This window comes from Camelimonas sp. ID_303_24, from assembly GCF_053543495.1.
On record NZ_JBLLJM010000033.1, the window covers coordinates 1 to 24,533 of the forward strand.

The 24,533-nt window shown below is 65.9% G+C and carries 19 protein-coding genes and 1 pseudogene; 11 read left to right on the forward strand and 9 right to left on the reverse strand.

The annotated features are described in order from the left end of the window. Nucleotides 1-268 precede the first annotated feature (268 nt). From galE to ACERNI_RS16930, 3 genes are all read left to right on the forward strand, one after another. On the forward strand, nucleotides 269-1,258 hold the full coding sequence (gene galE, locus ACERNI_RS16920; RefSeq protein ID WP_448834418.1) for a UDP-glucose 4-epimerase GalE: 990 nt from the start codon (nucleotides 269-271) through the stop codon (nucleotides 1,256-1,258). A 112-nt stretch (nucleotides 1,259-1,370) separates the two neighbouring features. Next, the gene (locus ACERNI_RS16925; protein ID WP_448834419.1) at nucleotides 1,371-3,032 is read left to right on the forward strand and encodes a CYTH and CHAD domain-containing protein; all 1,662 of its coding nucleotides are present in this window, start codon (nucleotides 1,371-1,373) and stop codon (nucleotides 3,030-3,032) included. 179 nt (nucleotides 3,033-3,211) lie between these two features. Further along, a complete protein-coding gene (locus ACERNI_RS16930; protein WP_448834420.1) occupies nucleotides 3,212-3,835 on the forward strand; it encodes a histidine kinase dimerization/phospho-acceptor domain-containing protein in 624 nt (207 codons plus the stop codon). Nucleotides 3,836-3,944: 109 nt separating this feature from the next. On the opposite strand, the gene ACERNI_RS16935 is transcribed toward ACERNI_RS16930, so the two are convergent. Continuing rightward, nucleotides 3,945-4,625 (reverse strand): SDR family oxidoreductase, encoded by a 681-nt coding sequence (locus ACERNI_RS16935; protein WP_448834421.1) that lies wholly within the window; start codon nucleotides 4,623-4,625, stop codon nucleotides 3,945-3,947. A gap of 209 nt (nucleotides 4,626-4,834) precedes the next feature. Here ACERNI_RS16935 and ACERNI_RS16940 point away from each other — a divergent pair, with 209 nt between their 5' ends. Both ACERNI_RS16940 and ACERNI_RS16945 read left to right on the forward strand, forming a co-directional pair. Then, nucleotides 4,835-5,077: a hypothetical protein gene (locus ACERNI_RS16940; protein WP_448834422.1), complete on the forward strand. Its 243-nt coding sequence runs from the start codon at nucleotides 4,835-4,837 to the stop codon at nucleotides 5,075-5,077. 151 nt (nucleotides 5,078-5,228) lie between these two features. Then, complete coding sequence (locus ACERNI_RS16945) at nucleotides 5,229-6,443, forward strand: ABC transporter substrate-binding protein (RefSeq protein ID WP_448834423.1); 1,215 nt, start codon at nucleotides 5,229-5,231, stop codon at nucleotides 6,441-6,443. A 160-nt stretch (nucleotides 6,444-6,603) separates the two neighbouring features. Here the strand turns inward: ACERNI_RS16945 and ACERNI_RS16950 are convergent, their stop codons facing one another. Further along, entirely contained in the window at nucleotides 6,604-7,752 is a 1,149-nt protein-coding gene (locus ACERNI_RS16950) for a glycosyltransferase family 4 protein (protein WP_448834424.1), read from the reverse strand. 217 nt (nucleotides 7,753-7,969) lie between these two features. Between ACERNI_RS16950 and ACERNI_RS16955 the strand changes: the two genes are divergently transcribed. Then, the gene (locus ACERNI_RS16955; protein WP_448834425.1) at nucleotides 7,970-9,097 is read left to right on the forward strand and encodes a glycosyltransferase family 4 protein; all 1,128 of its coding nucleotides are present in this window, start codon (nucleotides 7,970-7,972) and stop codon (nucleotides 9,095-9,097) included. 101 nt (nucleotides 9,098-9,198) lie between these two features. Here the strand turns inward: ACERNI_RS16955 and ACERNI_RS16960 are convergent, their stop codons facing one another. Beyond that, nucleotides 9,199-10,449: a glycosyltransferase gene (locus ACERNI_RS16960; protein ID WP_448834450.1), complete on the reverse strand. Its 1,251-nt coding sequence runs from the start codon at nucleotides 10,447-10,449 to the stop codon at nucleotides 9,199-9,201. A gap of 434 nt (nucleotides 10,450-10,883) precedes the next feature. Between ACERNI_RS16960 and ACERNI_RS16965 the strand changes: the two genes are divergently transcribed. Continuing rightward, complete coding sequence (locus ACERNI_RS16965; protein WP_448834426.1) at nucleotides 10,884-11,162, forward strand: hypothetical protein; 279 nt, start codon at nucleotides 10,884-10,886, stop codon at nucleotides 11,160-11,162. Then, nucleotides 11,159-12,490, forward strand: coding sequence for a polysaccharide biosynthesis/export family protein (locus ACERNI_RS16970; RefSeq protein ID WP_448834427.1), 1,332 nt, complete (start codon nucleotides 11,159-11,161; stop codon nucleotides 12,488-12,490). Before ACERNI_RS16965 ends, ACERNI_RS16970 begins: the two co-directional genes overlap by 4 nt. 747 nt (nucleotides 12,491-13,237) lie before the next feature. On the opposite strand, the gene ACERNI_RS16975 is transcribed toward ACERNI_RS16970, so the two are convergent. Further along, on the reverse strand, nucleotides 13,238-15,085 hold the full coding sequence (locus ACERNI_RS16975; RefSeq protein WP_448834428.1) for a polysaccharide biosynthesis tyrosine autokinase: 1,848 nt from the start codon (nucleotides 15,083-15,085) through the stop codon (nucleotides 13,238-13,240). A 523-nt stretch (nucleotides 15,086-15,608) separates the two neighbouring features. Between ACERNI_RS16975 and ACERNI_RS16980 the strand changes: the two genes are divergently transcribed. Then, a complete protein-coding gene (locus tag ACERNI_RS16980) occupies nucleotides 15,609-16,337 on the forward strand; it encodes a LuxR C-terminal-related transcriptional regulator (protein ID WP_448834429.1) in 729 nt (242 codons plus the stop codon). Nucleotides 16,338-16,564: 227 nt separating this feature from the next. Beyond that, the gene (locus ACERNI_RS16985; protein WP_448834430.1) at nucleotides 16,565-16,855 is read left to right on the forward strand and encodes a VanZ family protein; all 291 of its coding nucleotides are present in this window, start codon (nucleotides 16,565-16,567) and stop codon (nucleotides 16,853-16,855) included. Between the two features lie 138 nt (nucleotides 16,856-16,993). On the opposite strand, the gene ACERNI_RS16990 is transcribed toward ACERNI_RS16985, so the two are convergent. The 4 genes from ACERNI_RS16990 to ACERNI_RS17005 form a co-directional block, all read right to left on the reverse strand. Beyond that, complete coding sequence (locus tag ACERNI_RS16990) at nucleotides 16,994-17,827, reverse strand: methyltransferase, TIGR04325 family (protein ID WP_448834431.1); 834 nt, start codon at nucleotides 17,825-17,827, stop codon at nucleotides 16,994-16,996. 213 nt (nucleotides 17,828-18,040) lie between these two features. Beyond that, the gene (locus tag ACERNI_RS16995; RefSeq protein ID WP_448834432.1) at nucleotides 18,041-18,850 is read right to left on the reverse strand and encodes a helix-turn-helix transcriptional regulator; all 810 of its coding nucleotides are present in this window, start codon (nucleotides 18,848-18,850) and stop codon (nucleotides 18,041-18,043) included. 1,403 nt (nucleotides 18,851-20,253) lie between these two features. Further along, nucleotides 20,254-21,147: a glycosyltransferase family 2 protein gene (locus tag ACERNI_RS17000; RefSeq protein WP_448834433.1), complete on the reverse strand. Its 894-nt coding sequence runs from the start codon at nucleotides 21,145-21,147 to the stop codon at nucleotides 20,254-20,256. Between the two features lie 207 nt (nucleotides 21,148-21,354). Beyond that, on the reverse strand, nucleotides 21,355-22,494 hold the full coding sequence (locus ACERNI_RS17005; protein ID WP_448834434.1) for a glycosyltransferase: 1,140 nt from the start codon (nucleotides 22,492-22,494) through the stop codon (nucleotides 21,355-21,357). Between the two features lie 386 nt (nucleotides 22,495-22,880). Here ACERNI_RS17005 and ACERNI_RS17010 point away from each other — a divergent pair. Then, nucleotides 22,881-23,264: pseudogene (locus ACERNI_RS17010) on the forward strand (4'-phosphopantetheinyl transferase family protein); the annotation flags it as partial. 56 nt (nucleotides 23,265-23,320) lie between these two features. Here ACERNI_RS17010 and ACERNI_RS17015 read toward each other — a convergent pair. Further along, a complete protein-coding gene (locus ACERNI_RS17015) occupies nucleotides 23,321-24,532 on the reverse strand; it encodes an alpha/beta hydrolase family protein (protein WP_448834435.1) in 1,212 nt (403 codons plus the stop codon). Nucleotide 24,533 lies beyond the last annotated feature (1 nt).

Here is a 24,533-nt window from a genome sequence, read left to right on the forward strand (position 1 = left end):
GAGGTAACAAACGTAACGATCAGTAACCCATTGGAATATCGAAACACTCTCGCATCTGACCTCCCCATTCGGCTTGCATGTTTTCGTTCAGGCCGATGCATCCTGGAGCCCACGCCAGCGACATGCGCCTTATCTTTCGCGCAACCCGGGCGCGTGATTACCCCGCGTTCATCCGGAAATGTGCTTTACCGCCCTCCTCCCGCCTGCCAGGAATTCCTTCCGGGGCGCAGTTCCGGTGACGCGCGCCCTGTTAGCGAAAGGAGCAATCATGGCAGTGCTGGTTTCTGGCGGCGCAGGCTATATCGGCAGCCACATGGCGCACGCCCTGTGTGATGCTGGTGAGCGCGTCGTTGTGGTCGATGACCTGTCAACCGGCGAGCGCGCGGCTGCTCCCGAAGCGGCGACGTTCATCACGGCCGACATTTCCGATCAGGCCCGCATGGCGGATGTGCTGCGCCAGCATCAGGTCACGGCCATAGCCCATTTTGCCGCCCGCATCGTGGTGCCTGACAGCGTCGCGGATCCGCTGGGCTATTACCTCGCCAACACGGTCAAAACGCGCTCTCTTATAGAGACGGCGGTCGCCGGGGGCATCAGACATTTCATCTTCTCCTCCACCGCAGCCGTTTATGGCGACGCTGGCGACGGCGCTGTTGATGAAGACGCGCCGCTGGCCCCTGTCAGCCCCTATGGGCGGTCCAAACTCATGTCGGAATGGATGCTGCAGGACGCCGCCCGCGCCCATGGCCTGAAGTATGCCGCGCTGCGCTATTTCAATGTCGCCGGCGCCGATCCTCAGGGTCGAACCGGCCAATCCACGCCGAACGCAACGCACCTCATAAAGGTCGCCTGCCAGACGGCGCTCGGAAAGCGCGACCAGTTGCAGGTTTTCGGGACCGACTATCCCACGGCGGATGGATCATGCATCCGCGACTACATCCATGTTACCGACCTGGCGCAGGCCCACGTCCAGGCGCTGCGGCATCTGCGGAATGGCGGGGAAAGCTTCGTCGCCAATTGCGGCTATGGCCGGGGCCTCTCCGTGCTTGAGGTCATCCGCGCCGTCGAGCGCATCACGGGACGTCCCCTGCCGGTTGAAACCGCGCCGCGCCGCGCCGGTGATCCTGCCCGGATTGTCGCGAGCACGGCCCGCATCCAGAGCTTGCTGGACTGGCGGCCACTGCACGATTCCATCGACGAAATCGTGGGGTCCGCCCTCGCCTGGGAACAACGGCTGACAAATTCAGCATCCGGGTGAGATCCGGCATTGCGCAGCGGCAAGATGGCGCTTGCGGTTTCCACGCCCATGCCGACAATGCCATTTCAGCCAGTGCACATTCTGGGTAGCTGGCGCTCTGGAGACTTTGGCCATGACCCCGGAGACCGTGGGCGGACGATCCGCCAGCGAGCAAACCCAGCCCGCCGCTTCCGGTGCGGACGCCTCCACCGAAAGTCCGGCCAGACCTGCAGCTGATGCTTCGGCGCCCGTTGCGGAGGTCGAAATCAAACTGCTCTGTGATGCGCGCACGCTGAAGGCCGCCAGCCATGCATCCGTGCTTGCGCGACACGCTGCGGGTCCAGCTGAGACGACACAGCTGGAAGCGACTTATTTTGATACGCCCGACAACATCCTGCTGCGGCGCAAATGGGCGTTGCGCGTGCGCCGCGGCAAGGCTGGCGCCTATGTGATGACTCTGAAAACGCCTGGGGCGGACGATACGTCAGGAGCCTTTGGCCGCAACGAATGGAATGCGCCTGTTGGCAGCCCTGACCTGGACAGGGAGCAACTGGCGGCCTGGCTGGTCCGGGTCGGCGGCCAGGATGTGGACCTCAGCGCCCTGCGTCCACTGTTTTCAACGCTTGTGACCCGCCAGACGCAGCGGCTGCACACGCCAGACGGCATTGTCGAAATCGCGGCCGACAGCGGCGAGATCGTTTCTGGCGGCCGTAGCGCACCCATTTGTGAAATCGAGATGGAGCTGGTTTCCGGCGCCCCGGCGGTAATCTTCGAACTCGCAGAGGCCCTGACGCGTGAACATGCCTTGCGCCTGGCGATCCGCTCGAAGGCTGCCCGGGGCTACGATCTGGCGCTGGGCAGGGCGCCTGGCGCGGCCAGGGCCGAGCCAGTGGAAATCGACGCCGGAGCCAGCCTTGACGCGGCGCTGGGCGCGGCGCTGCACGCCATGTACGCCCACGCCATGAGCAATCTGGAGGCAGCGTCAGCTGGCGCGAGCCCGGAAGGCGTGCACCAGTTGCGCGTGGCGCTACGGCGCATCCGCTCGCTGCTGGGCGTGATCCATGGCATCGCCGCCCCAACAGGCCTGGCGGAGCTGCGGGCTGAAGCCAGATGGCTGATGGCGGAGCTGGGGCACGCCCGCAATCTCGACGTTTTCGCAACCGGCGTTCTACGTGAAGCCCAGACGGTTTGTGGAGCGGACGTGGACTTCACGGCGCTTGTCGACCATATCGACGCCATGCGAAGCCAGGCGCAGGAGCAGGCTCGCGCCGCCATCGCCTCCAGGCGTTGCGCCCTTTTTCTCATTGCGCTTGGCGGATGGATCGTCCGGCGCGGCTGGCGCGACGGCGTCGCCGATAATGTGATTGCCGAATTCGATGCGCCCGCCCGAAACGCAGCCCGCCGCATGTTCCGCCAACGCTACCGCAACGTCCGCAAGAAGGGGCGCGGCTTTGCGCGCCTCGATGCGGCCGCGCTGCACCGGGTCCGCCTCGCACTGAAAAAGCTGCGCTACATGGCGGAAGTGTTTCAGCCGTTCCTGGCCGGCGGGCGCCAAAACAGGCGCTTTGCAAAACGGCTGGCCCAGCTTCAGGATGCATTCGGCCATTACAACGATCTCCATGGCGCGGTCGTTTTGCTCCATGGCTTGCGACGCGAGAACGCCAGCATGGGCGACGAGCTGGCGCTCGCGGCGGGCGCGACGCTCGGCTGGCAAGCCGTCGCGCAGCAGGCGACGATGGCCGACCTGCGCCGCCAGTGGAAGAAGTTCCGCGTTGCCGGAACGCCTGGGGACTGAGCCATCATCACCGGGGGTTGTCATGGCTCCCGTCACAACGCAGGCGCCCGACGATGACAGACACGCCCCCTGGTTCTGCCCCCCTCCTGCCTGCAGCCACAGTTGAGGCGGCGTTGGAGAAAGCCGCGCTTCGGGCAGCCGTTGCGCTGGACCAGGCGTGGGGACCCGAGGCGCTGGGCGTGGCGATGCGTGAAACCGCGCACCAGTTCAACAATCTGCTCACCGTGCTCCAAAGCTCCGCAGAACTGCTGGGGATGCCAAATCTCCCCGAAGCGCGCCGGGGCCGCTATCTGCTCGCCATTCACGACGCCACCGACCGGGCCGCGAAACTCGTCGGCTCCTTGCAGACCCTGGCGCGCAGCGCTGCGCCGAAGCGCACCACGTTCGCCGTGGCTGATCGCCTCGCCGGGCGGGCGAAAGCCGCACCGGGCCTGTCCGTCTGCGCCGACGCGGCCGGCTTCGACGCCGCCATCGCAACCCTGGCAGCCAGCCTCCGGGCATCTGGCGCGCAGTCTGCGCCGGACATTCGCGTTGCGCTGGCCGACGGGCGACCTGCCTGGCATGATCTGCCGGTCAGCGTGGATCCGCACGTCACGATCACACTGTCGGGCGCTGCCGACAGCAGCGCCTTCACCAGCCATTTGCGCGCCATACTGGAAGCTGCGGAACTGGCGCCGGAATGGGTGCAGTTGTTCGCGTTTCTCGCCCGCAGCGCCGGAGCGCTGCATGTCCGGACCTCCGGCGAGGACGCGCCGGCGTTTGTGCTCTCGCTGCCGGCCACCAGAATGCCGGACGCGGCGTGACGCCTGGGAGCTTCGGCAGAGCGCCCGCCACAGGAAGCGGGCATGACCGCGCAAACAGCGCGCTCGACGGCCAGGTGAACTGGCGCTGGCTCAACGCCATGCGTGCGGCTCACTCGGCGTAAATCATGCGCCGGCTCATGCCGCCGTCCAGGGTCAGCGTTTCGCCGGTGATGAAACCGGCGCCGGCGAGAAACAGCACCGCGCCGGCCACATCCTCGGGCCGCCCCACCCGGCCAGCCGGATGCTGCTCATGATCGGCGGCGGCAAGATCGGGCGAGTCAGAAATCCACCCCGGCGCGATGGCGTTGACGCGGATACGCGGGCCAAGGCTGACGGCCAGCGCGTGGGTCAGCGCGACAACGCCGCCCTTCGCCGCAGCGTAAGCCTCGGTAAACGGCTCCGACATGAAAGCGCGGGTCGACGCCATATTGATAATGGCGGCGCCTTCCCGCAGCAGCGGCGCGGCGGCGCGCGTCATCAGGAAAACGCCTGTCAGATGGCTGTCTATGACGCGGCGCCATTTGTCGAGGGAAAGGTCGGCCACCGGACCAGTCACCGGCGCGGCGACGCCGGCGTTGTTTACCAGCAGGTCGAGGCTGGTCCACTCCAGTTCGGCGAAAGCGTCCGCGACGGCGTCCTCGTCGCTCACATCGCAGGGAACGAAGCGGGCATCCTCGCAGCCGCCATCTTCCAGGTCGAAATTGGCGACCTCCCAGCCGGCGGCGGCCAGGGCAGCGCATATGCCCGCGCCGATAAGACCCGAACCGCCCGTCACAATCGCCCTGCGCATCTGGTTCTCCGCAATACGCATTCCGCGCGCGTCACATCGTTCCCCAGGCGATGACGACTGGCAAGAGCCCAAAGACATGAGCCCAAAGACAGCTCCGCCAGACGGCGTCGCTGCTCATCCTTCATCACCGGCGACCTGCATCCGGCGTTCGCTCCGATATTGGCGCCGGCGCACCCTGTAACCGACGCCAGCGCCGGGGGGCGCGGCAGGTGATGAAGGCGGCGGCGCAGGCGCTGGTGCGCAGCCGCCGAGGCCGGCCCGACGCCCACCTGGCGAACCGCGCCCGGACCCCAGATCGCCGTTTGGTCATCGACGCGTTTGTTTTCCCTGTGATCCGCTGGGCTTCCGGCCTGCCGCCGGGCGGCGGCGACCTGCGGCATGTACCGGCGCGGCGCGACCAGCTGGCGGCGGACGCCAGCGTGCAAAAAGCCCTGGCGCGCGAAGCCGCCTGACCCGGGCCCGGTTTTTCGCGCCCGCGTCCCAACCCGATCGGCCCGCTGGACCGTAATTTGTCATCGCGCGCGCGGAACAACTGTTCCACGGCGCCGACCTGTGCCATCTTCGCGCAATAACAGATAACAGAATGTATCCGGGAGGAAATTGATGACCCAACCCACCAGGCGCCACGTCCTTGGCGGCGTGGCTGCGTTGTGCGCCATGCCGTTTGCGGGCAGGGCCTTCGCTGGCGATCTGACCGGCGTCACCGACAGCGAAATTACGATCGGCACCACCACGTCGCTGAGCGGGCCGGTGTCGGCGCTCGGCACGCAGGCGCGCTGCCAGGCCGCCTATTTCAATATGATCAACGAACAGGGCGGCATTGCGGGGCGCAAGATCCGCTTCATCATCTATGATGATGGCTTCAGCCCACCGAAGACGGTGGAGCAGACGCGGCGGCTGATCGAGAACGACCGCGTGGCGTTCCTCTTCGGCATGCTGGGCACGGCCCCCAATTCCGCCGTGGTCAAATACATCAACCAGAAGAAGACGCCGCACCTTTTCCTCGCGGTAAACGGCGACAAATGGGGCGACTACAAAAACCACCCCTGGACGATGGGCTTCGCGCCCAATGCCCGCATCGAGGCGCAGGTCTACACAAAATACGCGCTGCAACAGAACCCCAACGCCATCTTCGCGATTCTTTACCAGAACGACGATCTCGGCAAAGACTATGTCGCCGGCGTGCGCGACGTCCTCAAGGACAGGTTCGACACGCAGGCCAAAGCCATCTCCCATGAGGTCACGGATCCCACGATCGATTCGCAGCTGGTGGCGTTGCGGGCGACGGGAGCCAACGTGCTGCTCTCTGGCACGACCGCCAAATTCGTCGCCCAATCCATCCGCAAGGTGCATGAACTGCAATGGAAGCCCATGCATTTCATGGCCAACGGCGCGGCTTCCATCAAGGGCGTCATCAATCCGGCGGGGCCTGAACGCGCCCTCGGCGTGATTTCGTCCGGATATATGAAGGATGTAGCTGATCCCATGTGGGCTCAGGACAAGTCCATTATCGACTATATTGCCTTCATGAAAAAATACTTCCCGGAAGGCGACCCACTCGAAGGCTACAACCAGTACGCTTATCTGGTGTCCGAAGCGCTCATGACCGTGCTGCGCCAGTGCGGCAATGATCTTTCGCGGGAAAACGTCATGAAACAGGCGACCAATCTGAAAGACGTCGCCCTGCCCATGCTGCTGCCTGGCGTCCGCATCAATACCAGCCCCACCAACTACTTCCCCATCCGCGAAGTGCAGCTCATGCGCTTCGACGGCAAGGGCTGGCAACGCTTTGGCGAAGTTATCGAGGGCGCCGGCTAAAGCGCTTTCCGCCCGGAATGCGCGCAATACAAAAGAAACTGGAGCGGCTCCCGATTGATATCGATCGGGAGCCGCTCCAGGCCAGAACCACCGGCACTGAACCGGGCGCCTTCTGCGCAACGGCAGGGCGGCCCCTTCCGGCGAAACGCGCCGCCTGGTTTCAGGCGCCGGCCATGGCGGGCGCCGCCGCGCCCGCGCCGGCATCCCGGGGCGTCCCCACCGGCACGCCATCAACGGCGGCCATCAGCCCCAGCCAGGTTTCAGCCACCCCGCGCCAGGTAAACAGCCGCGCCCGCGCCCGCCCGGCCGCCACCATGGCCAGGCGCTCAAACGGATTTTCCAGCAGGCGAATGATCGCCGCGGTCCATCCATCGGGATTATCCGGATCGACGTGGATAGCCGCGCCGCCGCACACTTCCATCAACGCGTCGGCGGTGGAGGCGATGACCGGACAGCCCCGCGCCATGGCTTCCACGGCAGGCAGGCCAAATCCTTCGATCCGCGTCGGAAACACGAAACAGAGCGCCGCCTCCATGGCCGCCGCCAGCTCATCGTCGCTGATGCGCCCCAGGGCCACGATGTTCGGCCCATGGCGCAACGCTGCGGCGTCGCCAGCCTCGCCCGCCACCAGCACCTCGATGCCCCGCGCGGCGAGCGCCGGCGCGATCGCCCAGATCAGATCCATGTTCTTGTACGGCTGGTTGCGGCCGATGCAGAGCACGAACGGGCGGCGGTTGCGATAATCGCGCGGCGAGCGCGACGCCCGCCAGCGCAAAGCGTGATCGCAACCATTCCAGGCCACGGCGATCTTGTCTTCCGGGGCGACGCCGAGCGCCGCGAGTTGCCGGCGGGCATGCTGCGACACGGTGGCGACAGCGCGCACCCGGCGGCCAAGCACTGGCATGATGGCGCGATGCGCCAGGCGGAACATGCGTCCATAGCTCTCAGGCATCAGCCAGGTGTGGGCGTCGTGCATGCAGACGATCTGCCGCGACACCGCCACCGGCGCCAGGTTGCAGAAGCTCAGCAGGCCGCCTGGCGCATGACGCGGCAGCTGCAATTGCACCCAAACCTGGGGGAGCCGCGGGCGGCGGAACTCGGGGACGTGAACCGTCCGGATATGACGTAACGGCAGATCATGCCCGTCAACGGGCGTCGCCAGCGTCACCTCAAGCCCGTCGGCAAGCGGACCGCCCGCCGCCAGCAACTCGTCGATGGCTGTCGTCACCTCGCGCGCATAGCGCGCCACCCCGTTGGGCGACAGGGTCAGAAAATCGCCGTTTATAGTCCACTTGCGCATCGGGGGCATCGCGTCATCCGCTGTTCCTGCCCTGTGATCGGGTTGAATCGCGCGCCAGGCAAGCTGGCCTTGCGATGCCTGCTACGCCGGCCGGAACACGCCTGTCGCCGGAAGACGTAGAAAGGCCATCCCCCCTTACGTCCAATGCCAGCATGGCGAAATCCGGGGCTCGGGCCAACAGTGCGCACGTCGGCGCGCGTTGCGTCGTCAGGCGGGACGGACACTTATGGCGCGCACCTGGAAGATCAACGGTCGTTTTCTGGGGCAACCCCTGACGGGGGTTCAACGCTACGCCACAGAGATACTGGCGGCGATGGACCGCCTGATCCAGCAGCGTCATCCATTGACCGAGGACCTCGCCGTCGAAATCATCGCGCCAGGGGGCCTCGACAGCGCCATTTCCGGGGACCGCTTTCCCAACATACCGGTGCGGCGCGCCGGTCCCGGCTCAGGCCATCTGTGGGAACAGGCCATCCTGCCCGGCCAGGCGCGCGACGCTGGCCTGCTTTGCCTGTGCAATACGGCGCCGCTGCTGCACCCCAGAACCATCCTCTGCATTCACGATCTGAATACGCGGCTGTTTCCGCAGAGTTATTCCCTGCCCTTCCGCCTCTACCACCGCTATGTCACGCCCCTCGCGGCGCGGCGGGCGGCCCGCCTTGTCACCGTTTCGCATTACGCGGCCGGGCAGATCGCGGACTGGGGCCTCGCGGAGGTCGACCGCATCAGCGTGATCCCGAATGGTCACGAGCATGCGCTGCGCTGGACCCCACGCCACTCCGACGCAACCCGCAAGGCGGCGGGCGCCGACACCATTGTCGTCATCGGCAGCCCGGCGCCGCACAAGAATGTGGGCATGCTGCTGGCGCTGGCGCCGCGCCTTGAAGCCTTTGGCTTCAGGATAGCCCTTGTCGGCTCCCTGGATACCCGGGTGTTTCAGGGGAGCGGCGCGGCGGCGACCTCCAGCAATGTCATGGCGCTTGGGCGGCTGACCGACAACCAGATGGCGGCGCTGACAGGCAGCTCGCTCTGCCTCGCCTTTCCCTCCTTCGCCGAGGGCTTCGGCCTGCCGCCGCTTGAGGCAATGGCGCTTGGCTGCCCGGTCGTCACCTCGGACCGCGCCAGCATGCCGGAGATCTGTGGCGACGCCGTGCTGTATGCGGATCCCGATCAGCCGGAAGCTTGGCTGGAAGCCTTCCGCATGCTGCGCGCCGATCCTGGCCTGCGCTTCAAGCTGACGGGCATCGGCAAGGCGCGGGCGGCGCTGTTCAGCTGGACCGATTCGGCCCTCGCCTGGCTCGACCTGATGGCGAGGCTCGATGGCGTGAGCAACCCGGAGCAATTGCGGGATTGAGCGGGGACGGACGCAAACGTCTGCCCGATGCGCCGCAAGGGCGCGGCGAAAACAGCCTCACCGGACGCGCGGGGACTTTCTGATCTGACGCGGCGGGCGCGCTAACGCTCGCCGCGCGTGGCGTTCCTGGCCGTTTCCTGGGCCATGTCGAAGGCCCGCTGGATTCCGGCCTGAAAACGCGCGACGGAGAAGCGGTCGGCATTGTCGCGACAGGCGGCGGGCGCGAAGCGGGCGCGATCCGCCTCAAAGGCTTCAACGGCGCCAATAACCGCCGCCTCCTCCTGCCGGCTGAACAGCAGGCCCGTCGGATCATCCGTCTCGTCTGGCGTGCGCACGATGTCGACGGCGCCGCCGCGCCCGAAGGCGATCAGCGGCGTGCCGAGCAGTTGCGCTTCCGCCAGGGCGATGCCGAAATCTTCGCAGCCGCCGAATACCAACGCCCGCGCCCGCGCCACCGTCCGGAAATAGTCATCGCGCGGCAAAAAGCCGGTGAAAACGACGTTGGGGCCCGCCAGATCACGCAGGGTCCTGGCCTGCTGCCCCTCGCCCACCACCAGCAGACGCCGCTTCGGCATGGCGTTGAAAGCGCGAATGACGAGATCGGTGCGCTTGTAAGGCGCCAGGAACGAGGCCGTGACGTAATAATCGTCCTTCTCCGCGCTCCACGCCTCATCCGGCGCGCTGACCGGGGGAAACACCACTTCGGCGTCGCGCCCGTAGATCCGGCGGATGCGGGCGCGGACATAGCTGGAGTTGGCCGCCATCACGTCCGGCCCCCAGGCGGTGCGCGTATCCCAGTTTCGCAGGCGGTGCATCAGCACCCGGTAGAGCAACCCCTTGGGGCCGTTGCCCAGCCGGAGTTGCTCCATATAGGAAAATTGCTCGTCCCACGCGTAGCGCACCGGGCTGTGCACGTAACACAGGTGCGGCTGGTCCGGCCTGGTGATGACGCCGCGGGCGAAGGCCGCGGACGAAGAGATCACCGCGTCATGATTCGTGACGTCGAACTGCTCCATCAGCAGCGGGCAAAGCGGAAACAGATGACGGTAATATTTGCGCACGCCCGGCCAGCGATTGGCCGCCGACGTATGAAAGCGGACGCCGTCGAAATGCACCGCCCGGGTGTCGCTGTCCAGAAAATCGAACAATGTATACAGATCGCGGGCGCCAAAGGTCCTGCCCAGTTCAGCCAGCACGCGCTCGCCGCCCCGGAATGACGGGCACCAGTCGTGGACGAGGGCGATCGACTGGTCGCCCGGAAGGGGTCGCGGCTGCCGCCAGCCAGCCGCGCGCGCGCCCTGGACAACGCCGCGATTGTCGTTTCCAGGTTGTGTCGTCGCCGTCACTGGCATGGGAATCAAGGTCATGAACGCCTGCCGCGTCTGATCGCCAGATGCAGGGCCCGTCAGGACCCGGAGAATCCGGTTCTGGTCCACATCACGGATCGCGGAAGCCTTCGCAAACGCCCGGTGATCCGGCCCGCGCTTGCCGGCGCGGGTCCCCGAACTATCGGGATGACGGCGCATTGCCCAAACTCATCCAAAAGCGGGGTCTGCCGCCCGGGCATACAACTTTTGCGCCTTGCCAGCGTCGGTTGGCGCCTCGTCCGGACCCATTTCGGTACTCGGCCCGGTGACCGGCCGTGCGCACTTTGAGAGCAATCCGGGCGCCCACGCGCCGCAGCGTTATGCCGGAGCGCCAGTCGCCGGCGAAAGCCGCCTGAACGCACGCGGCGGGACGGGAGGCGCGGCGCGGGCGTCCGGAGGCTCCAGACCGGGTTTCGCACATGCAGGACACTGTCATATTCGCCATGATCAAGCCGCAGCGGCTGGCCGCCGGAACGCCGCACCGCCAGGCGCAGCGGCGACCTTTGTCCCGCCTGTCCCGCCAGATCATGCTCCAGGCGCCAGGCCCGGCGCATCCTGACGCGAACCCGCTGACGCCTGCGCCGGACAGCACCGGCATACACATTGAGACGCTGCGCCCCCTGCCGGCGCCATGGGGCAACCGCCGCGACCAGGCCGCCCCCCGACATACCCTCCAGCTTCAGGACACATGCTCATGAAACGGCGCGCCATCTGTTCCACCCTGGCGATCGCCGGCCTGCTTCAGGCCACGGCTTTCGCCGCCTCGCCGGCCCTGGCGGCCGACTATCTGCTGGGACCGCAGGACCGCCTTCGCGTGAAGGTGTACGAATGGCGCCCGGCCCAGGACAAGATTGTCGAGTGGGAAGGCCTGAACGACGAGTTTCTCGTCGGCGCCAACGGCAAGGTGTCCCTGCCGCTGGTGGGCGAAATCGACGCCGGCGGCCTCACGCCATCCGCCGTGGCCAATGCGGTCGGCGAGGCGTTGCGCAACCGCATGCAGCTGGTGCAAAAGCCCGACACCACGGTCGAAGTCATGCAGTACAGGCCGTTCTACATCACAGGCGACGTCATGAAGCCTGGCGAGTTCCCCTTCCGTCCGGACCTCACGGTGCTTCAGGCCCTGGCCCTTGCTGGCGGCGAGGTGCGCTCGATCGACTTCAACGCCCGGCAACGGGAAGCCATCTCGGCGCGCGGCGAACTCGAAAACCTCAACCTGGCCCGCACCGCGCTGCTGATGCGCCAGGCGCGGCTGAAGGCGGAAGCGGCCGAGGCCGACTCCTTCGCCATGCCGCCCGAGCTGGCGCAGGAAGGCTCCCGGGCGCGCGACGCCTTTGAGCAGGAAACGCTGATCTTCACGACCCGGCGCGACGCCTTTCGCACCCAGACGAACGCCCTGAAAAGTCTCAAGTCATTCCTGGAGAAAGAAGGGGAATCGCTGGCCGCGCAGCTCGACACCGAGGCCCGGCAGACCCAGCTGGTGCAGAAGGAGCTGGAGGGCGTCGCCAGCCTCGTCGGCAAGGGGCTTGCCGCCGCGCCGCGCCAGTTCGCCCTGGAGCGCACCATGGCGCAATTGCAAGGCGACAGGCTGCGGCTGGAAACCAGCATTCTGCGCGCCAGGCAAGAAGTGTCGCGCGCGGAAATCAGCCTGGTCGAACTGCGTAGCAAGCGCGAGGGTGAAATCGCCGTTGAACTGCGCGAAGCCGACCAGCGCCTGCGGGAGCTGGCAAACCGGCGCGTGGTCAATGAGGACCTGCTGCAGGAAGCCATGACCGGCGGCGCCAGCGGCGCGCGGCGCGACGCCATGCGGCAGGGACTGATCTTCACCCTGGTCCGCGCCGCGACGCCCGGAGAAACCGTCGTCGCGACGGAAAGCACGCCCGTCGGCCCTGGCGACATGGTCAAGGTCACCATGCCCTCGCCTCCGCAACGCGACCCTGCGGCAGCGGCGGCGGCGACCTATGGTTCACCCGCCGCGCCTGCAAGGGCCGCCAACCGCCCGGAGCGGGCGCCCGTGGCGCTCAACTGAGGGACGCGGCCATTTTGCGCAACGACGCCTGACTGGCGCAAACTCAAGCCTCACGAATGGAGTTTGCGCCGCGCTTCCAGACTGCGCATGCAGGGGGCGCCATACGGCGGCAACATCTCCCCCGTTCGGCGGCGCATCGCGTGACGCCACGGCGCCTTCGCCCATCTCACCCCATCGCCACGCCCGCCCTGCCTGCCCGCCACACCCGTGGCGGGCAGCGTCGTTGCGGACTGATTGCAAGAGGAACTGGAGCGCCCTGCGCCTGCCCTGGCGTTCGCTCCCGAAGCCCCTGGCCCGCCGCGCGTCAGGCGGCCCGGTTTCGGGCGCGGCCCGGAACGCGCGGGCAGGAGCAGGAGCTGTCATCCCTGACCCGGAGCCCGCGCCTTGCTGAAACGGAAATCAGGCCGGGTCGCGAGGGCGCTGGCGCATCCAGGACCCGCAGGCGCCATATCAGCCTGACGCGTCCTTGCGGACACGCCACGCCCGTCCGGAATGCGCTTCCCGAGGGTGAGGCCAAACGGCATCCGGCATGACGCCGCCCGATGCCAGGCTGGACAAGGATTGGACTTATTTGCAGGCGGCGGGACGCCCGATCCCCTCGCCGCCAGGGCAGCGCCAGCGCGCCATCCGGATCGCAGCGGCCGGCCGGTCAGCGACGTCTGGCGGCCCTGCCTGGATGCCCAGGTTGCACGGACGCACAAGGGAGGCCACGCCAGACAGTGCTGGCCGCTCCCTGGCAGTCGCAGCTCAGGCGGCCGCCTTGTTGAGGATCGAGCCGATAATGCGGCCGCCGGCGTCGCGCAATTCCTCCACCGCGTTCGCCGCCACATCCGCTGGCGTGCTTCCCCACTGCACCACCATCAGCAGGCCGCTGAGCAGCGGCGCCACGGCCATGGCGCCGGGGCTTTCCTCCATCGACGGCAGATCGACAATCACCAGATCATGCCCTGCGAGCGCATCTTCCAGACAACGCGACATGGCGCCTGATCCCAGCAGGGCGTCGAACGTGGCGCCGGCGCTGGCCTCCGCCGGCAACAGCGCCACGCCAGAGTTGGGCGCCATGACCACGCTGTCGCGCACGTGCGCCCGCCCCAGAAGGACATGAGCCAGGCCATTGCCGCTGTCGCTGAAGCCGGCGGCCCGGCTGATGGCGCCGCGCCGGAAATCCGCGTCGATCAGCAGAATCCGGAAACCTGATCCCGCCAGCAGGCAGGCCAGATTGCTGGCGATCGTGCTTTTGCCCTCGCCGCGCCGCGCCGAGGTGACGCCGATCACCCGCACATTCTCATGCCGCTCCAGCGTCGCCATCAGGGTCATGACATTGGCCATCGCCTGCTGGAAAGGATCAGGCCTGACGAAGTCCCATTTGCGAAACAGGGTGATCGCCTGCGAACGGCGACGGCTGATCAGGCGCAGCAGCAGGAAGCGCAGGCGCGCCCGCCAGCTGCGGCCCATCAGCCAGCTCCGGCGCAGGGCCGGGCGCCACTGCATGGGCAACAGGCCAAGACAAGGCGCCAGTAGCGCCTCGCGCGCCGCTGCTGTCGAGCGCAGGCTGGAGTCGAGGTTCCAGTGCAGCACCGCCGCTCCCACGCCGCCGAGCAGGCCCATGAGCATGCCCAGCGCCATGATCAGCTTGGTGCGCGGATGGCTCTTGCCCAGCGGCTTCGTCGCCGGCGTGAGCATGCGCGTCTCGATCAGCGGGTTGGACTGGCGCTGCACCGCCTCCGCATAGCCCTGAAGGGCGGTTTCATAGATCTTCCGGTAGGATTGCGCCGTCGTCTCAAGCTCATCCAGGGTGTTGCGATCAAATCGCACGTTCTGCTCCGCCCGCGCGTCGCCGGGACCTTGCGCTCCTGGCGCCTGATTCTGTCCCTGCGGCTGGCGGCGATAGATGCGGTAGTCGCGGCCGGCCTTGAACTCCTGCAGGGCCAGCGCCGCTTCGTTCATGTTCTGGCGCAATTGGGCGACGCGGCGCTCCAGCCATTCCGAGCCAACGCGGGCGGCTGCGGTGCGGGCATCCCGGGCGTCATCCACATAGGCTTCCGCGACCGCATTGGCGATTTTCGCGGCGAGGACCGGCTCGGGGCCCGTGAATGAAACGTCAATGACGTATGACAGGCCCTGACGGCGCACGTCGAGTTTCGGCGCGAAAACGCGAATCGCCACCTGCGTCGCCACCGTGGGCGATTCAATGCCACGCACCGCGCCGGCGAACATCGGCTCCTTTGTCAGATTGAGCCGGTTGATGACGAGTTCCGCAATGCGGTCCGAGCGCATCACCGCCATCTGGCTTTCAACCTGCGCCGCCTCAATCGAGCCCGACTGCTCCCGCGCCTCTTCACGGGAAAGCTGCACCGCCTTCGGATCAATCACCAGCTGGGCGGTCGCCGTGTAGGCGGCGGGCGTCATCAACGCCCATATGGCGCCGAGGATCAGCCCCGCGAACGCAGCGCCGCCGACCAGCGGTCCATAGCGGCGCAGCAGCGCGCCAATTTCACGCAATTCCAGGAACTCACGCCTGCCTGGCGCACGGGCCTGCTCCCGGCCGCCAGACTCGGGGACAACAGCGGGAATGTTTCTGCGGTCTGCAGCCATGACATCGTCCATCACCCATATGCGTGATCCCGTCACGGCTGGCGTGGGTGAGCCAGCCCTCCGACCAGGTCAATCGGCGCCGGCAAATTCTAGGTTCACCCCCTTCCACGCCAAACACGCCCAAACGAGGTAGGCGGTTGATGGACCAGGGCGCGTCAGCGGCGGGCGACGCCTTTCGCCAGGCGCACAGGGGGCGCAAGCTTTGACATGACCAGTCTCCGCGGGGGTTTCCCCAACCCCATGCGGCGGCTTCGCAACTTCTGATGAGACGACGTCGCGTCAGACTGACCAAAGGGATAGGAGCGTCTGCCCGTTTTGGCGCGGTGACTTCGTCCACCTGGCCATTGAACATAACGGACCGGGCGGCTGCGTCGTCGCAGCTCTCCCGCACTGGTCAACCACGGGTCTCCCAGGAGTCGCGCATGTTCTGCGTCCTGCTCAACCGCGCCATCCGGCGCGACCTGCAACTGGCGCGAGCCAACCGCCCGCGTCGCGGCCCGGGCGCGCCCGCCGGAGCACGCCAATGATTCCTTATGGCGTCCTGGGAACCGTGGACCGGCCTGGCGCCAATGGCGCCGCGACGGAAAACAGGGGGCATGGCGATGGCATGACAGTGCTGATCGAACCCCGCGCGCTGGTGCGCGAGTGCATTGCCCTTTCCCTGACGGCGTTCGACCCCGCCACGCCCATCGAGACTTATCCGGACGTCGCCACATGGGCGCTGGAAGGCGCGCCCCACGCGACCTCCCTGATCCTGTTTTGCAGCAGCGTCCCTCCCGGAGCCTCCCTGTCAGACCAGCTGTCGCCGCAGATCGCCGCGGCCCGCGAAGTTGCGCCTGACCTGCCGTTCGCGGTTTTCGCGGCCCATGACGATCCCCACCAGGCCAGCGAGATCATCCGTCTTGGCGCCCGGGGCTACCTTTCACCAGGCGTTTCCCTGGAAGTCACGGTGCATGCGCTCAAGCTCATACGCGCCGGAGGCGTCTATGTGCCCGCCAACCTTCTGGCCGCCGGCCGCCCCCACGACGCCGGCCCTTCCGACAAGCAACTGCTGAACCTGTTCTCCCCCCGGGAGCTGGAGGTCGCCCGCGCGATGCGCAAGGGCCAGCCAAACAAGGTGATCGCGGTGGAGCTGAACATGAGCGAAAGCACGGTCAAGGTTCATGTCCGCAATATCATCAAGAAGCTGAAGGTAAAAAACCGGACAGAAGTGGCGTTTCGCACGCAGGGCCTGTTCCTCGACGGCGCATGAACCACCGTCATCTTCAGTCTCGCCCTGCCTGGCGTCACTGTCCCGCCGGGCGTCATGAAACGGATCGATCAGTGCGTGAAATGGACCGGCCGCGAGCGCCGCATCTTCCCATACGTCAAATCAGCTTCAACGGGGCGCGCGCCCTGGCGCTCGTCCGGATCGCGGCGCGTGCTGGCGGCGTTCTGGCAATTTGTCTGATTGTCGGGCTGTCGCTGATTCCTGGCGACATGCAAACCCGCACGCCGCTGCCCAAGCAGGGCGAACATTTCCTCGCCTATTTCCTCACCGCCGCATGCATTGGCCTGGCCGTGGAACAGCCCCGCGCGCGCCTGTATCTGGCTGGCGTGCTGATGGCCCTTGCTGGCGCGTTGGAGATCAGCCAGGCCCTGGTGCCCGGGCGGACGCCCGGTATGGCGGATTTTTTGGGGAGTTGCCTTGGCGCATGGGCTGGCGTCGGCATGGCGGCCCTGATGACCGGACTGTTGCGCCGCCTCCCCGGCGGCGCCGGAAGGCCCTGATCCGCAACCCCGAGGCTCCGGACCTCAAGGCGCCTGGGCTTGTATCCGCGCTGGCGGGCCGGGCGCGCGCATCAGCTGCGCCCGGCAAGAACCCGCGCCGGCTCCGTCAACAGAAGCCCGCCGTCCTCGCCGGCTCCCTCAGAAGGTCGCCGCATCCGCCCGGACGAAAGTCAGACCGGAAAATGACGGCACGCAAAGCTGCGGATGGAAAGGGATGTCGCAGGACAGTTCGGGAACGTCCCAGGCGTCCACCAGGGCATAACCGTGACCTGTAACCGCCGCGATAAAGTCCTCCCTGCGCCACACGCGATATGGACAGACGGCAGGCCCAAAGTTCTGCAAGGTCCAGTAGCTCGCGTCATCTGACAACGACAGCTTGTTCAGCACGACGGCCCTGGGCCGCTTCGCCAGCGCACTTTCCAGCCTGCCAAGACCGTCAGCCATGTATTGCATGGCCCCGGCGGAGAAGAACACGTCACACGGCCCCGCCGCGTCGAGATCATCGACAAAAGTCACGTCGCGCAATTCGCCCGCTTCAACCAGGCTGGCGCCGAAACGCGCCACCGCTGGCGTTTCCACGACAGTCCAGCTGGTCCGCTCCGGCAGGGGGGCGCGCGCCGCATATATCCGCTGCGTGATGGCGGCGCCGCCGCCAAGGTCAACAACCCGGTCGCCCGGCCGCAACAGCTGCGACAACCAGAAAATCGCGGCGTAAACGCTGGGCTGTCGCGACAGCGGACCGTCAAATATCGCGGCGGCCGCGTCATTGTCCCAACCCGCCAGCCGGCCGGGCGGGATGGCTTCCATCGCCTCATCCCAGGAATCGTAACAGCCGCTGAACATGCCGCCGACGTCCCGCCGGTGCAACGCCCAGCGACCATAGGCGGCGCGGGCGCCAGGCAACTGGCCGATGAATCCGCCGACGCTGGTGCGGCACAATGAAATGCGCGCAACGGATGATAGCGCCGCCATAGATATCCCCCCAAAGATTGCCGAGAGCTCGCAGACCGGCGCGTCCCGGGACATTCCAGAGCACGGAAGCATTCCGCCTGGTCCGCTTCAGGACAGTTTTCCTGTATGCGCGCCGGTATGCGTGCGAGAAAAGACACAGCCCGCCGTCAGATCCGGACACAGGCTCCCAGCCGGTCAGACGCGCCCATCCGGCATGCCCGACCGGCGTATCCGTCAGGTGGTCGCGCCCAGGCTCTGGGTCAGGAACGCCACTTCAGTCCGGTTGCGCGCCTTGAGCTTCTTCATGATTGTGCGGACATGCACCTTGACCGTGCTCTCACACATGTTGAGTTCATAGGCGATCAGCTTGTTCGGCATGCCCTTGCGCAATGCGCGGGCAACCGCGAGCTGCTTTGGCGAGAAGAGGCCAGCCAGCTCCGCCGAGCCGGGCGCCTGCGCTGCCTGCGGACGCGCCGCCGAGGCAAGGCAGGAGGCCGGAATAAAGGCGCCGCCGGCCCGCACCAGGTCAAACACCCTGATGGTGGCCTTCAGGCCGAGGCTGGTGGGAATGAAGGCATTGGCGCCGACATCCATGACTTTCTGAACGAAATCCAGATCTTCATGATTTGACATCAGGGCCAGGGGCGCATCCGGCGAGGCCTGGCGAACCGCCGCGACCTGCCTGGCGATATCCTCAATGCCGCCCGAGGACGCCTCGTCCGCCGCGCGCCACAAAACCACGAGGTCTGTCGCCAGCACGGCATCGCTGCCAGCCCATTCCTCAACCGACCCAAAGGCCAGAAAGCGGGTTGCCGGCGCGACATTCTCGAGCGAAGCCAGCACACAATCCCGGAAGAAGATCCGCGGCTCGATCACCACCGTACATGGCGCAGCCGGCTCCATCGCATAATCTTCCGCCAGGTCAGCGCCGCGCGGGGCCGCCAAACCATTGCGCCGCCCGGCGTCGGGTCGCATTGCTGGCGACCAGCCATTCGTCATGGTGGGCCGCTTCCGGTCGTCGATCATTGCAGCAGTTTCTGTCACGGTTGCCTCCTGTCGCCGCCATACTCCCGATGCGCGCGCTTCACCCTCATTCGCGAGGCGCGTCAGCAACCGCAGGCGCAGATGTCCCGTCCCAAAAGCAGCAACTGCCCGGACTGAACGCATGACTGCACGCAGCAATTGCCAACATCGGAAACCCGTCCCACAACGAACGGATGCACGTCCCCGAATTGCCTGCACATGAGAAGATTTGTGTATTGATGAGATCATCCCGCCCCGGAGTTCCCGAAGGTCGACGCTGGATACCCATCCCCCTCTGTGTGCGCATCTGGCCTGTGTTGGCACTTTATCATCGTCAGAAACAGAAAGCACCGACGGAACCGTTTGTTCCATGCAGGACAACTGTCAAGTTGTAGGAAATTTGCCGTAACGGCCATGCTTCTGAGATATAAAACAGCATGAATTAGTACGAATAATTTGATACACCCTCACTGGTTGACAAGAAATATCTTGAGATCGCGAGAATTTTAATAAATAATTAATCTGGTTATGCAAATTATATTGATTGATTTTTTATAATCACGAATATGTTATCAGTCATCGTTTCATGCCGCGCCCCATCCAGCCCGCACGAAATCCGCCGCATAACAAAACGGTGATCGCTCTTTCTATTGAATCCGCGCAGACAAATCGGCAGGACGCGCACTACCCCCAGACGGTCAGGGCCCTATCCTTTAGGTGTTCACGTTTTCGTGATCATAGCCAAGTCAAAGCTTTTCAGCTGTTGGAAAATTTGACGCCATGCATTCGTAATAGTTGAAAAATAACGACTTTTCCGTAATTTTGCCTAAATATTTGTCAGGCAACCGAAGTTCCAGACACAAAAGCGGCGCCAATCAGGCATATTCGCGATCAATATACGACTTTTGACGTCAAGTCTGTCAATCAACATTCGAGCGCATACGTCCTTTTGCGCACATCAACATAACCCGCATGCAACGCATCGCGACGAGGCCACGCGCCTCCGGGCGCCGTTCGGCAATGTTCATGCATGCACAAGGCGTCAGGGCGCGGTGGTTCCCGCAGTTGCGCCGGTCATGGTCCCGGATCGGTCGATACGCCGCCAGACGCGCCAGACATGGCTCCGCAACGACATGGCCGCGCTGGCGCACGACAGCCCCTGTCCATACGGCTGGCAGCGCCAGGGCGCAGCATGTCTTGCCGCTGAGTTCAGATCAAAAGGAAGGCTTCCACAATGGGAGCCGGGCTGGCGTCGCATCTGCCCTGCCCAGACCGGGGACAGGACGCGCCCGCGCCTCAACGGGCCCGGCCGCCGCGCCTGCGGGCGCATCAAGGCGGCGGACGGCGGAGCGCCCTCCCCTGCAAGACGCGCGTTCTGCAAGGCGCAGGGCGCTCGTCACGGCCAGGCGACCGCCGCCGGTAATTCAGGCGATTGAAAGCAGGGCGGCGAGAGATCCCCACGCCATGGCGCAGCGGATGGCGAACTCCGGACTGACGGCGCCAAGTCCCATCAGCAGCGGCAGGCTCGCTGCAAGTTTGACCGGGTTCAGGGATGCAGGCAGAGGCTTGCCAAGCTCCTGATGGATGCGAATGCGCGAAACGCCCTCCCAATATGCCCGCTGCCTTACCCATGGAACCGTCATGCGTTCCGGGGAAATGCAATGGTCAACGCCAAACCGCGCATCATAGCGCACGCGCAGCCCTTCCTGGCGCAGGCGCTCGATCACGAACGATTCCTCGCCGCTTATCAGGCGCTTGCCGATCCTGCCAAGTCGCGTTGGAAAACCGCCAACCGCCTGCAACGCCGCGCGCCGGACCGCGAGATTGGCGCCAAATACGTTGAAGCCCGGCACGGGCCCCGATCCAGGCTGATCGGTGCATGACAACAGCTGTTTCCAGCGTTGACCGATGTGACCGTGCCTGACGTCCATGGGCCAGAGCGCCCGCACCTGACCGCCAATCGCCACGACATCGTCAGGCGCGGCGCGCAGGCAGGCCGCCAGCTCCTCCGCCCAGTCGGGGAAAGCGAGGATGTCATCATCGACATAGACAATCCATTGGCCCTGCGCCTGCGACGCGGCGAGGTTCCGCGCCCGCGACAATCCCGCCTCAGCACAGCGGACCAGTTCGGCCCCCGAGGCTGACGCTATCGCCCGGAGCGCTTCGGCTTCAGCCGGGGACGAGGCGCTGTCCACCAGCAGAACCGGAAACCCGGCCTGCGCCGCCTGGGCTGCGAGCGAAGCCAGACACGCCGCCACGCTCCCGGAGCGGTCGTGCGTGCAGATGGCGATAGTTGCCAGGGGCGCGCCCGCCATCATGCCCACGGCGCCTGAACCATGGGCGCAACATTGTCGACGCTCCATGAGAAACACTTGTGTTCCATCATAACCCCTGCGTGCATTGAGGCGCTTCCGACCAATATGGATGGGAATTGCTTCAGTTTTCCGTGTCTTGAGCGCGTTCTGATCGCCTTTACGACGCTGTCTGGCCCAGAAAGCGCTCCAGGCGACATGAAAGCGCATTGGTCACGCGCCCTGGCGGGCAACGCTGCCAATGAGGGTCCGCCAACGCTCGAAAATGGCAGCCTGCCCGAAGTTTTTCATATGCTCTGCCGCGCCTGCGTGGCGCAGCGCCCGCTCTTCTGCTGACATTCCGGCAATCGCCTGCATGCCTGCTGCAATCGACGCCGGATCGAGCGGATCGGCCTGCAACATGGTCGCGCCGCCGATTTCGGTCAGTATGCTCGAGGCGGAGACGAGGCACGGCAAGCCATACTCCGTTGCCTCGATGACAGGCATGCCAAACCCTTCCATGAGGCTCATCAGGACGAACCCCGCGGCGTGGCGATACAGCCAGCGCAGTTCAGCGTCCGTCCCGTATCCAGGCGCCATGACGCCTGGCGTGCGCTCCGCCAGCTGGCGGGCCGCTTCGGCTCCAGGCTCGTCGCCCCCAATCAGGACATAGCGCCAGCCTTTGCTGGCAAGACCACTGGCTGCGAAAGCCTCAATGCAGCGAACCTGGTTCTTGCGATCGCCAACGCTGCCTACCGTCAGGAGAAACGGGGCCGCAATGCCCGCGGGCTGCCGTTCGGGTCCGGCCTGCACCCCGGGACGGGTCGGAATGTAGATTACCTGGGATGACGCATAGTCCTCACCGTACAGGCGGTGAAACTCCTGTTGCGACGTTTTGCTGACGAACACCATGTGAGGGCGCGCCCGCTGGATGAGCCCATATGCATGGGCATACAGCCTGTCGACATTCGGCGCGTAGTACTGGGGATGGGTGACTGGACCGACGTCGTGACAGAGCACGATGTCCTGGCGCTCAAGGCGGTGGCGAACGACGCTGAGCGGGTCAAGATGCAATGTCGGATGCGGATCGCGCACCGCCGGCAACGGCGCCAGCAGCGCAGGCCGGAACACGCGCGCCAGCGTTTCCTCATGGGTTAGCCGTCCGGCCAGGCGCCGGATGAAATTATTGGCGGGGCAGGCGCGCAGACGCCCGTAATGCACGACGCCGACCTTGCCGCCCAGCGCGGCCATAATATCCCGCCCCAGAAACAGCTTCCCGGTGCGATCGTTCAGCGCCAGCGAAAAATCGACGTCTACCTGCATTCCGCGCTCCAGACGATCCGGGATCTGCTGCGGATCGCCCTGAAGTACCATGGGGCTTCTGATTTCCGGCACATATCAAAACGGGGAGTAAGTACGACGTGAGGGCAAAAAGGAGGGATACCGCCCCTATGACCGATGGCGTTTCGGTCATGCGGCCGGGAGGCGCGGCGGCTGGCGCCTGCCAGATGCCGGCGCTTTGAGGACAGCGCACAACGCGGCTATGTTATCGCGCCTGACGGCGATGCATCATGGAGCGCACAGTGACGTTGGACCAACCCGCTTCCCGGCGCGGCGTCTCCATCTGGCTATTCAGCCTTCAGGCCACGGCGCATGCGCGCGACATGCTCGCCAGCCTGCTGTCAGCGGACGAGCGGGAGCGCGCCGCGCGGTTCGTATATGACCTGCATCGCGACCGTTACATCGTCGCGCATGGCGCCATGCGCCGCATCCTGGGGGAGACGCTCGGCCGCCCTCCAGCAGACCTTGTCTTCGTCAACAACGCCTGGGGAAAGCCGGAGTTGGCCGGCGCCGGCGCGCCCTTCTTCAATCTCAGTCATACAGCGGACCTTGGGGCCCTCGCCATCGGCTGGCGTTGCCCCATCGGCGTCGATGTGGAGCAGGTGCGGCCCGTGGAGCAGGAGGTGGCGCGCCACTCCTTCTCGCTGGCGGAACAGGCCGAACTGTCGCGCCTGTCGCCGCAGGACTGGCTGCAGGGCTTCTATCGCTGCTGGACGCGCAAGGAAGCGGTGATCAAGGCGCTGGGGCTGGGCCTGGCGCAGCCGCTCGACGCCTTCGATGTCACGCTGGCGCCAGACGCTCCGCCACGGCTGCTGCGGCTGGCCGGGCAGCCCGAAGCGCCCTCACAATGGCAGCTTGTTCACTTCGCGCCGGCGGACGGCATTCTCGGCGCCTTCGCCGCGCCGTTGTCAGGCAACGAGCTCCGTTTCAGGAGCTGGGCGCCGGAAGGCGCCTTGCCTGGCGCCTCAGGCTGGGCCGCGACATAACGGTCGAAGAAAGCCAGCAGCCGCCCATTGATCTGGCGCCAGATTTCGGAACGGTCGCGCCTGGAGGGATGGAACGTCTGGGCAAAAGCCGGCATCAGCAGACGATCCGTAAAGTCCAGATGACTGGTTTCCTTGATGAAGAACGTGAAATTATCCGGCTTGGCAGCCTGCCGTTTCTGAAACGCCAGAACCTCGCCGTCCAGCATGCGGTCGAACCGGGCCGCGAGATCAGGCTGGTTCAGCTCCCCGGCGGTCGGCGGCTCGATATCCGCAGACAGGAAGAGATAAGGCGCCAGCACGCCAACGCGCGCGGCCTCGCCCAGAACCAGGCCATCGAGGTTGGCCACGGCGCGGATGCGCGGATCGGCGAGACTGAGCTCCAGGGCCGCGGCGCCGCCGAATGAAAAACCCGACGCGCCGATGCGGTTCGCGTCGATATGCGATCCGGTCAACGGATGCGCCAGCAGCGCGTCGAGCACATCCTGGCCAAAGCGCGCCTCGAGACCAGCCCGCTGCGCCGCCGGAGCCTGGGACGCCCTGAACGCTGCGGGCGACGTGACGTCGAATGACGCCGTCTGGAGCTTGCCGGCAACGCCCTCCCGCCTGTTCAGGTGAATAATGTCATCCAGCGCCGCCACCACGTAGCCGTGGCTGGCCAGTTCCGCCAGATTGAAGGAGGTTTCGGGCGCGCGCCCGAACCATGATGGAAAATGAACGATCAGCGGAAACGGCCGCTGCGCCTCCGCCCAGGGCGCATTTTCCGAGAAGGGCGCGGATGTCGGATTGCGGAGGCGAAGCCACGCCCGGTCGATAGACCCTGCCTGGGAGGCCGCCGCAGGATACCAGAGAACCACGGTCACGCGGCCCCAGGACGGCAACGTCAGGGCAACCTCACGACGGCCGACCGCGAACGGCCCGTCCGGCGCCGGGCGCGGCGCTCCCATGAACCAGAGCGCGCGCGCATATTCCTTGACCTGCAACGGCGCCGCCATCGCCATGGCGACGCCGGCAATGCCGACGGCCACGGTTGCCGCAACCACGGCCCTCCGGGTGACGCCGCCGCTGAATGGGCCATTGCCAGGCATG

Excerpts from the sequence above, each read along its gene's own strand:
- galE (WP_448834418.1), top strand. The coding sequence starts at position 269 with ATGGCAGTGCTGGTTTCTGGCGGCGCAGGCTATATCGGCAGCCACATG.
- ACERNI_RS16925 (WP_448834419.1), top strand. The coding sequence starts at position 1,371 with ATGACCCCGGAGACCGTGGGCGGACGATCCGCCAGCGAGCAAACCCAG.
- ACERNI_RS16935 (WP_448834421.1), bottom strand. The coding sequence starts at position 4,625 with ATGCGCAGGGCGATTGTGACGGGCGGTTCGGGTCTTATCGGCGCGGGC.
- ACERNI_RS16945 (WP_448834423.1), top strand. The coding sequence starts at position 5,229 with ATGACCCAACCCACCAGGCGCCACGTCCTTGGCGGCGTGGCTGCGTTG.
- ACERNI_RS16950 (WP_448834424.1), bottom strand. The coding sequence starts at position 7,752 with ATGCCCCCGATGCGCAAGTGGACTATAAACGGCGATTTTCTGACCCTG.
- ACERNI_RS16955 (WP_448834425.1), top strand. The coding sequence starts at position 7,970 with ATGGCGCGCACCTGGAAGATCAACGGTCGTTTTCTGGGGCAACCCCTG.
- ACERNI_RS16960 (WP_448834450.1), bottom strand. The coding sequence starts at position 10,449 with ATGCCAGTGACGGCGACGACACAACCTGGAAACGACAATCGCGGCGTT.
- ACERNI_RS16965 (WP_448834426.1), top strand. The coding sequence starts at position 10,884 with ATGCAGGACACTGTCATATTCGCCATGATCAAGCCGCAGCGGCTGGCC.
- ACERNI_RS16970 (WP_448834427.1), top strand. The coding sequence starts at position 11,159 with ATGAAACGGCGCGCCATCTGTTCCACCCTGGCGATCGCCGGCCTGCTT.
- ACERNI_RS16975 (WP_448834428.1), bottom strand. The coding sequence starts at position 15,085 with ATGGCTGCAGACCGCAGAAACATTCCCGCTGTTGTCCCCGAGTCTGGC.
- ACERNI_RS16980 (WP_448834429.1), top strand. The coding sequence starts at position 15,609 with ATGATTCCTTATGGCGTCCTGGGAACCGTGGACCGGCCTGGCGCCAAT.
- ACERNI_RS16985 (WP_448834430.1), top strand. The coding sequence starts at position 16,565 with ATGCAAACCCGCACGCCGCTGCCCAAGCAGGGCGAACATTTCCTCGCC.
- ACERNI_RS16990 (WP_448834431.1), bottom strand. The coding sequence starts at position 17,827 with ATGGCGGCGCTATCATCCGTTGCGCGCATTTCATTGTGCCGCACCAGC.
- ACERNI_RS17000 (WP_448834433.1), bottom strand. The coding sequence starts at position 21,147 with ATGATGGCGGGCGCGCCCCTGGCAACTATCGCCATCTGCACGCACGAC.
- ACERNI_RS17005 (WP_448834434.1), bottom strand. The coding sequence starts at position 22,494 with ATGGTACTTCAGGGCGATCCGCAGCAGATCCCGGATCGTCTGGAGCGC.
- ACERNI_RS17015 (WP_448834435.1), bottom strand. The coding sequence starts at position 24,532 with ATGCCTGGCAATGGCCCATTCAGCGGCGGCGTCACCCGGAGGGCCGTG.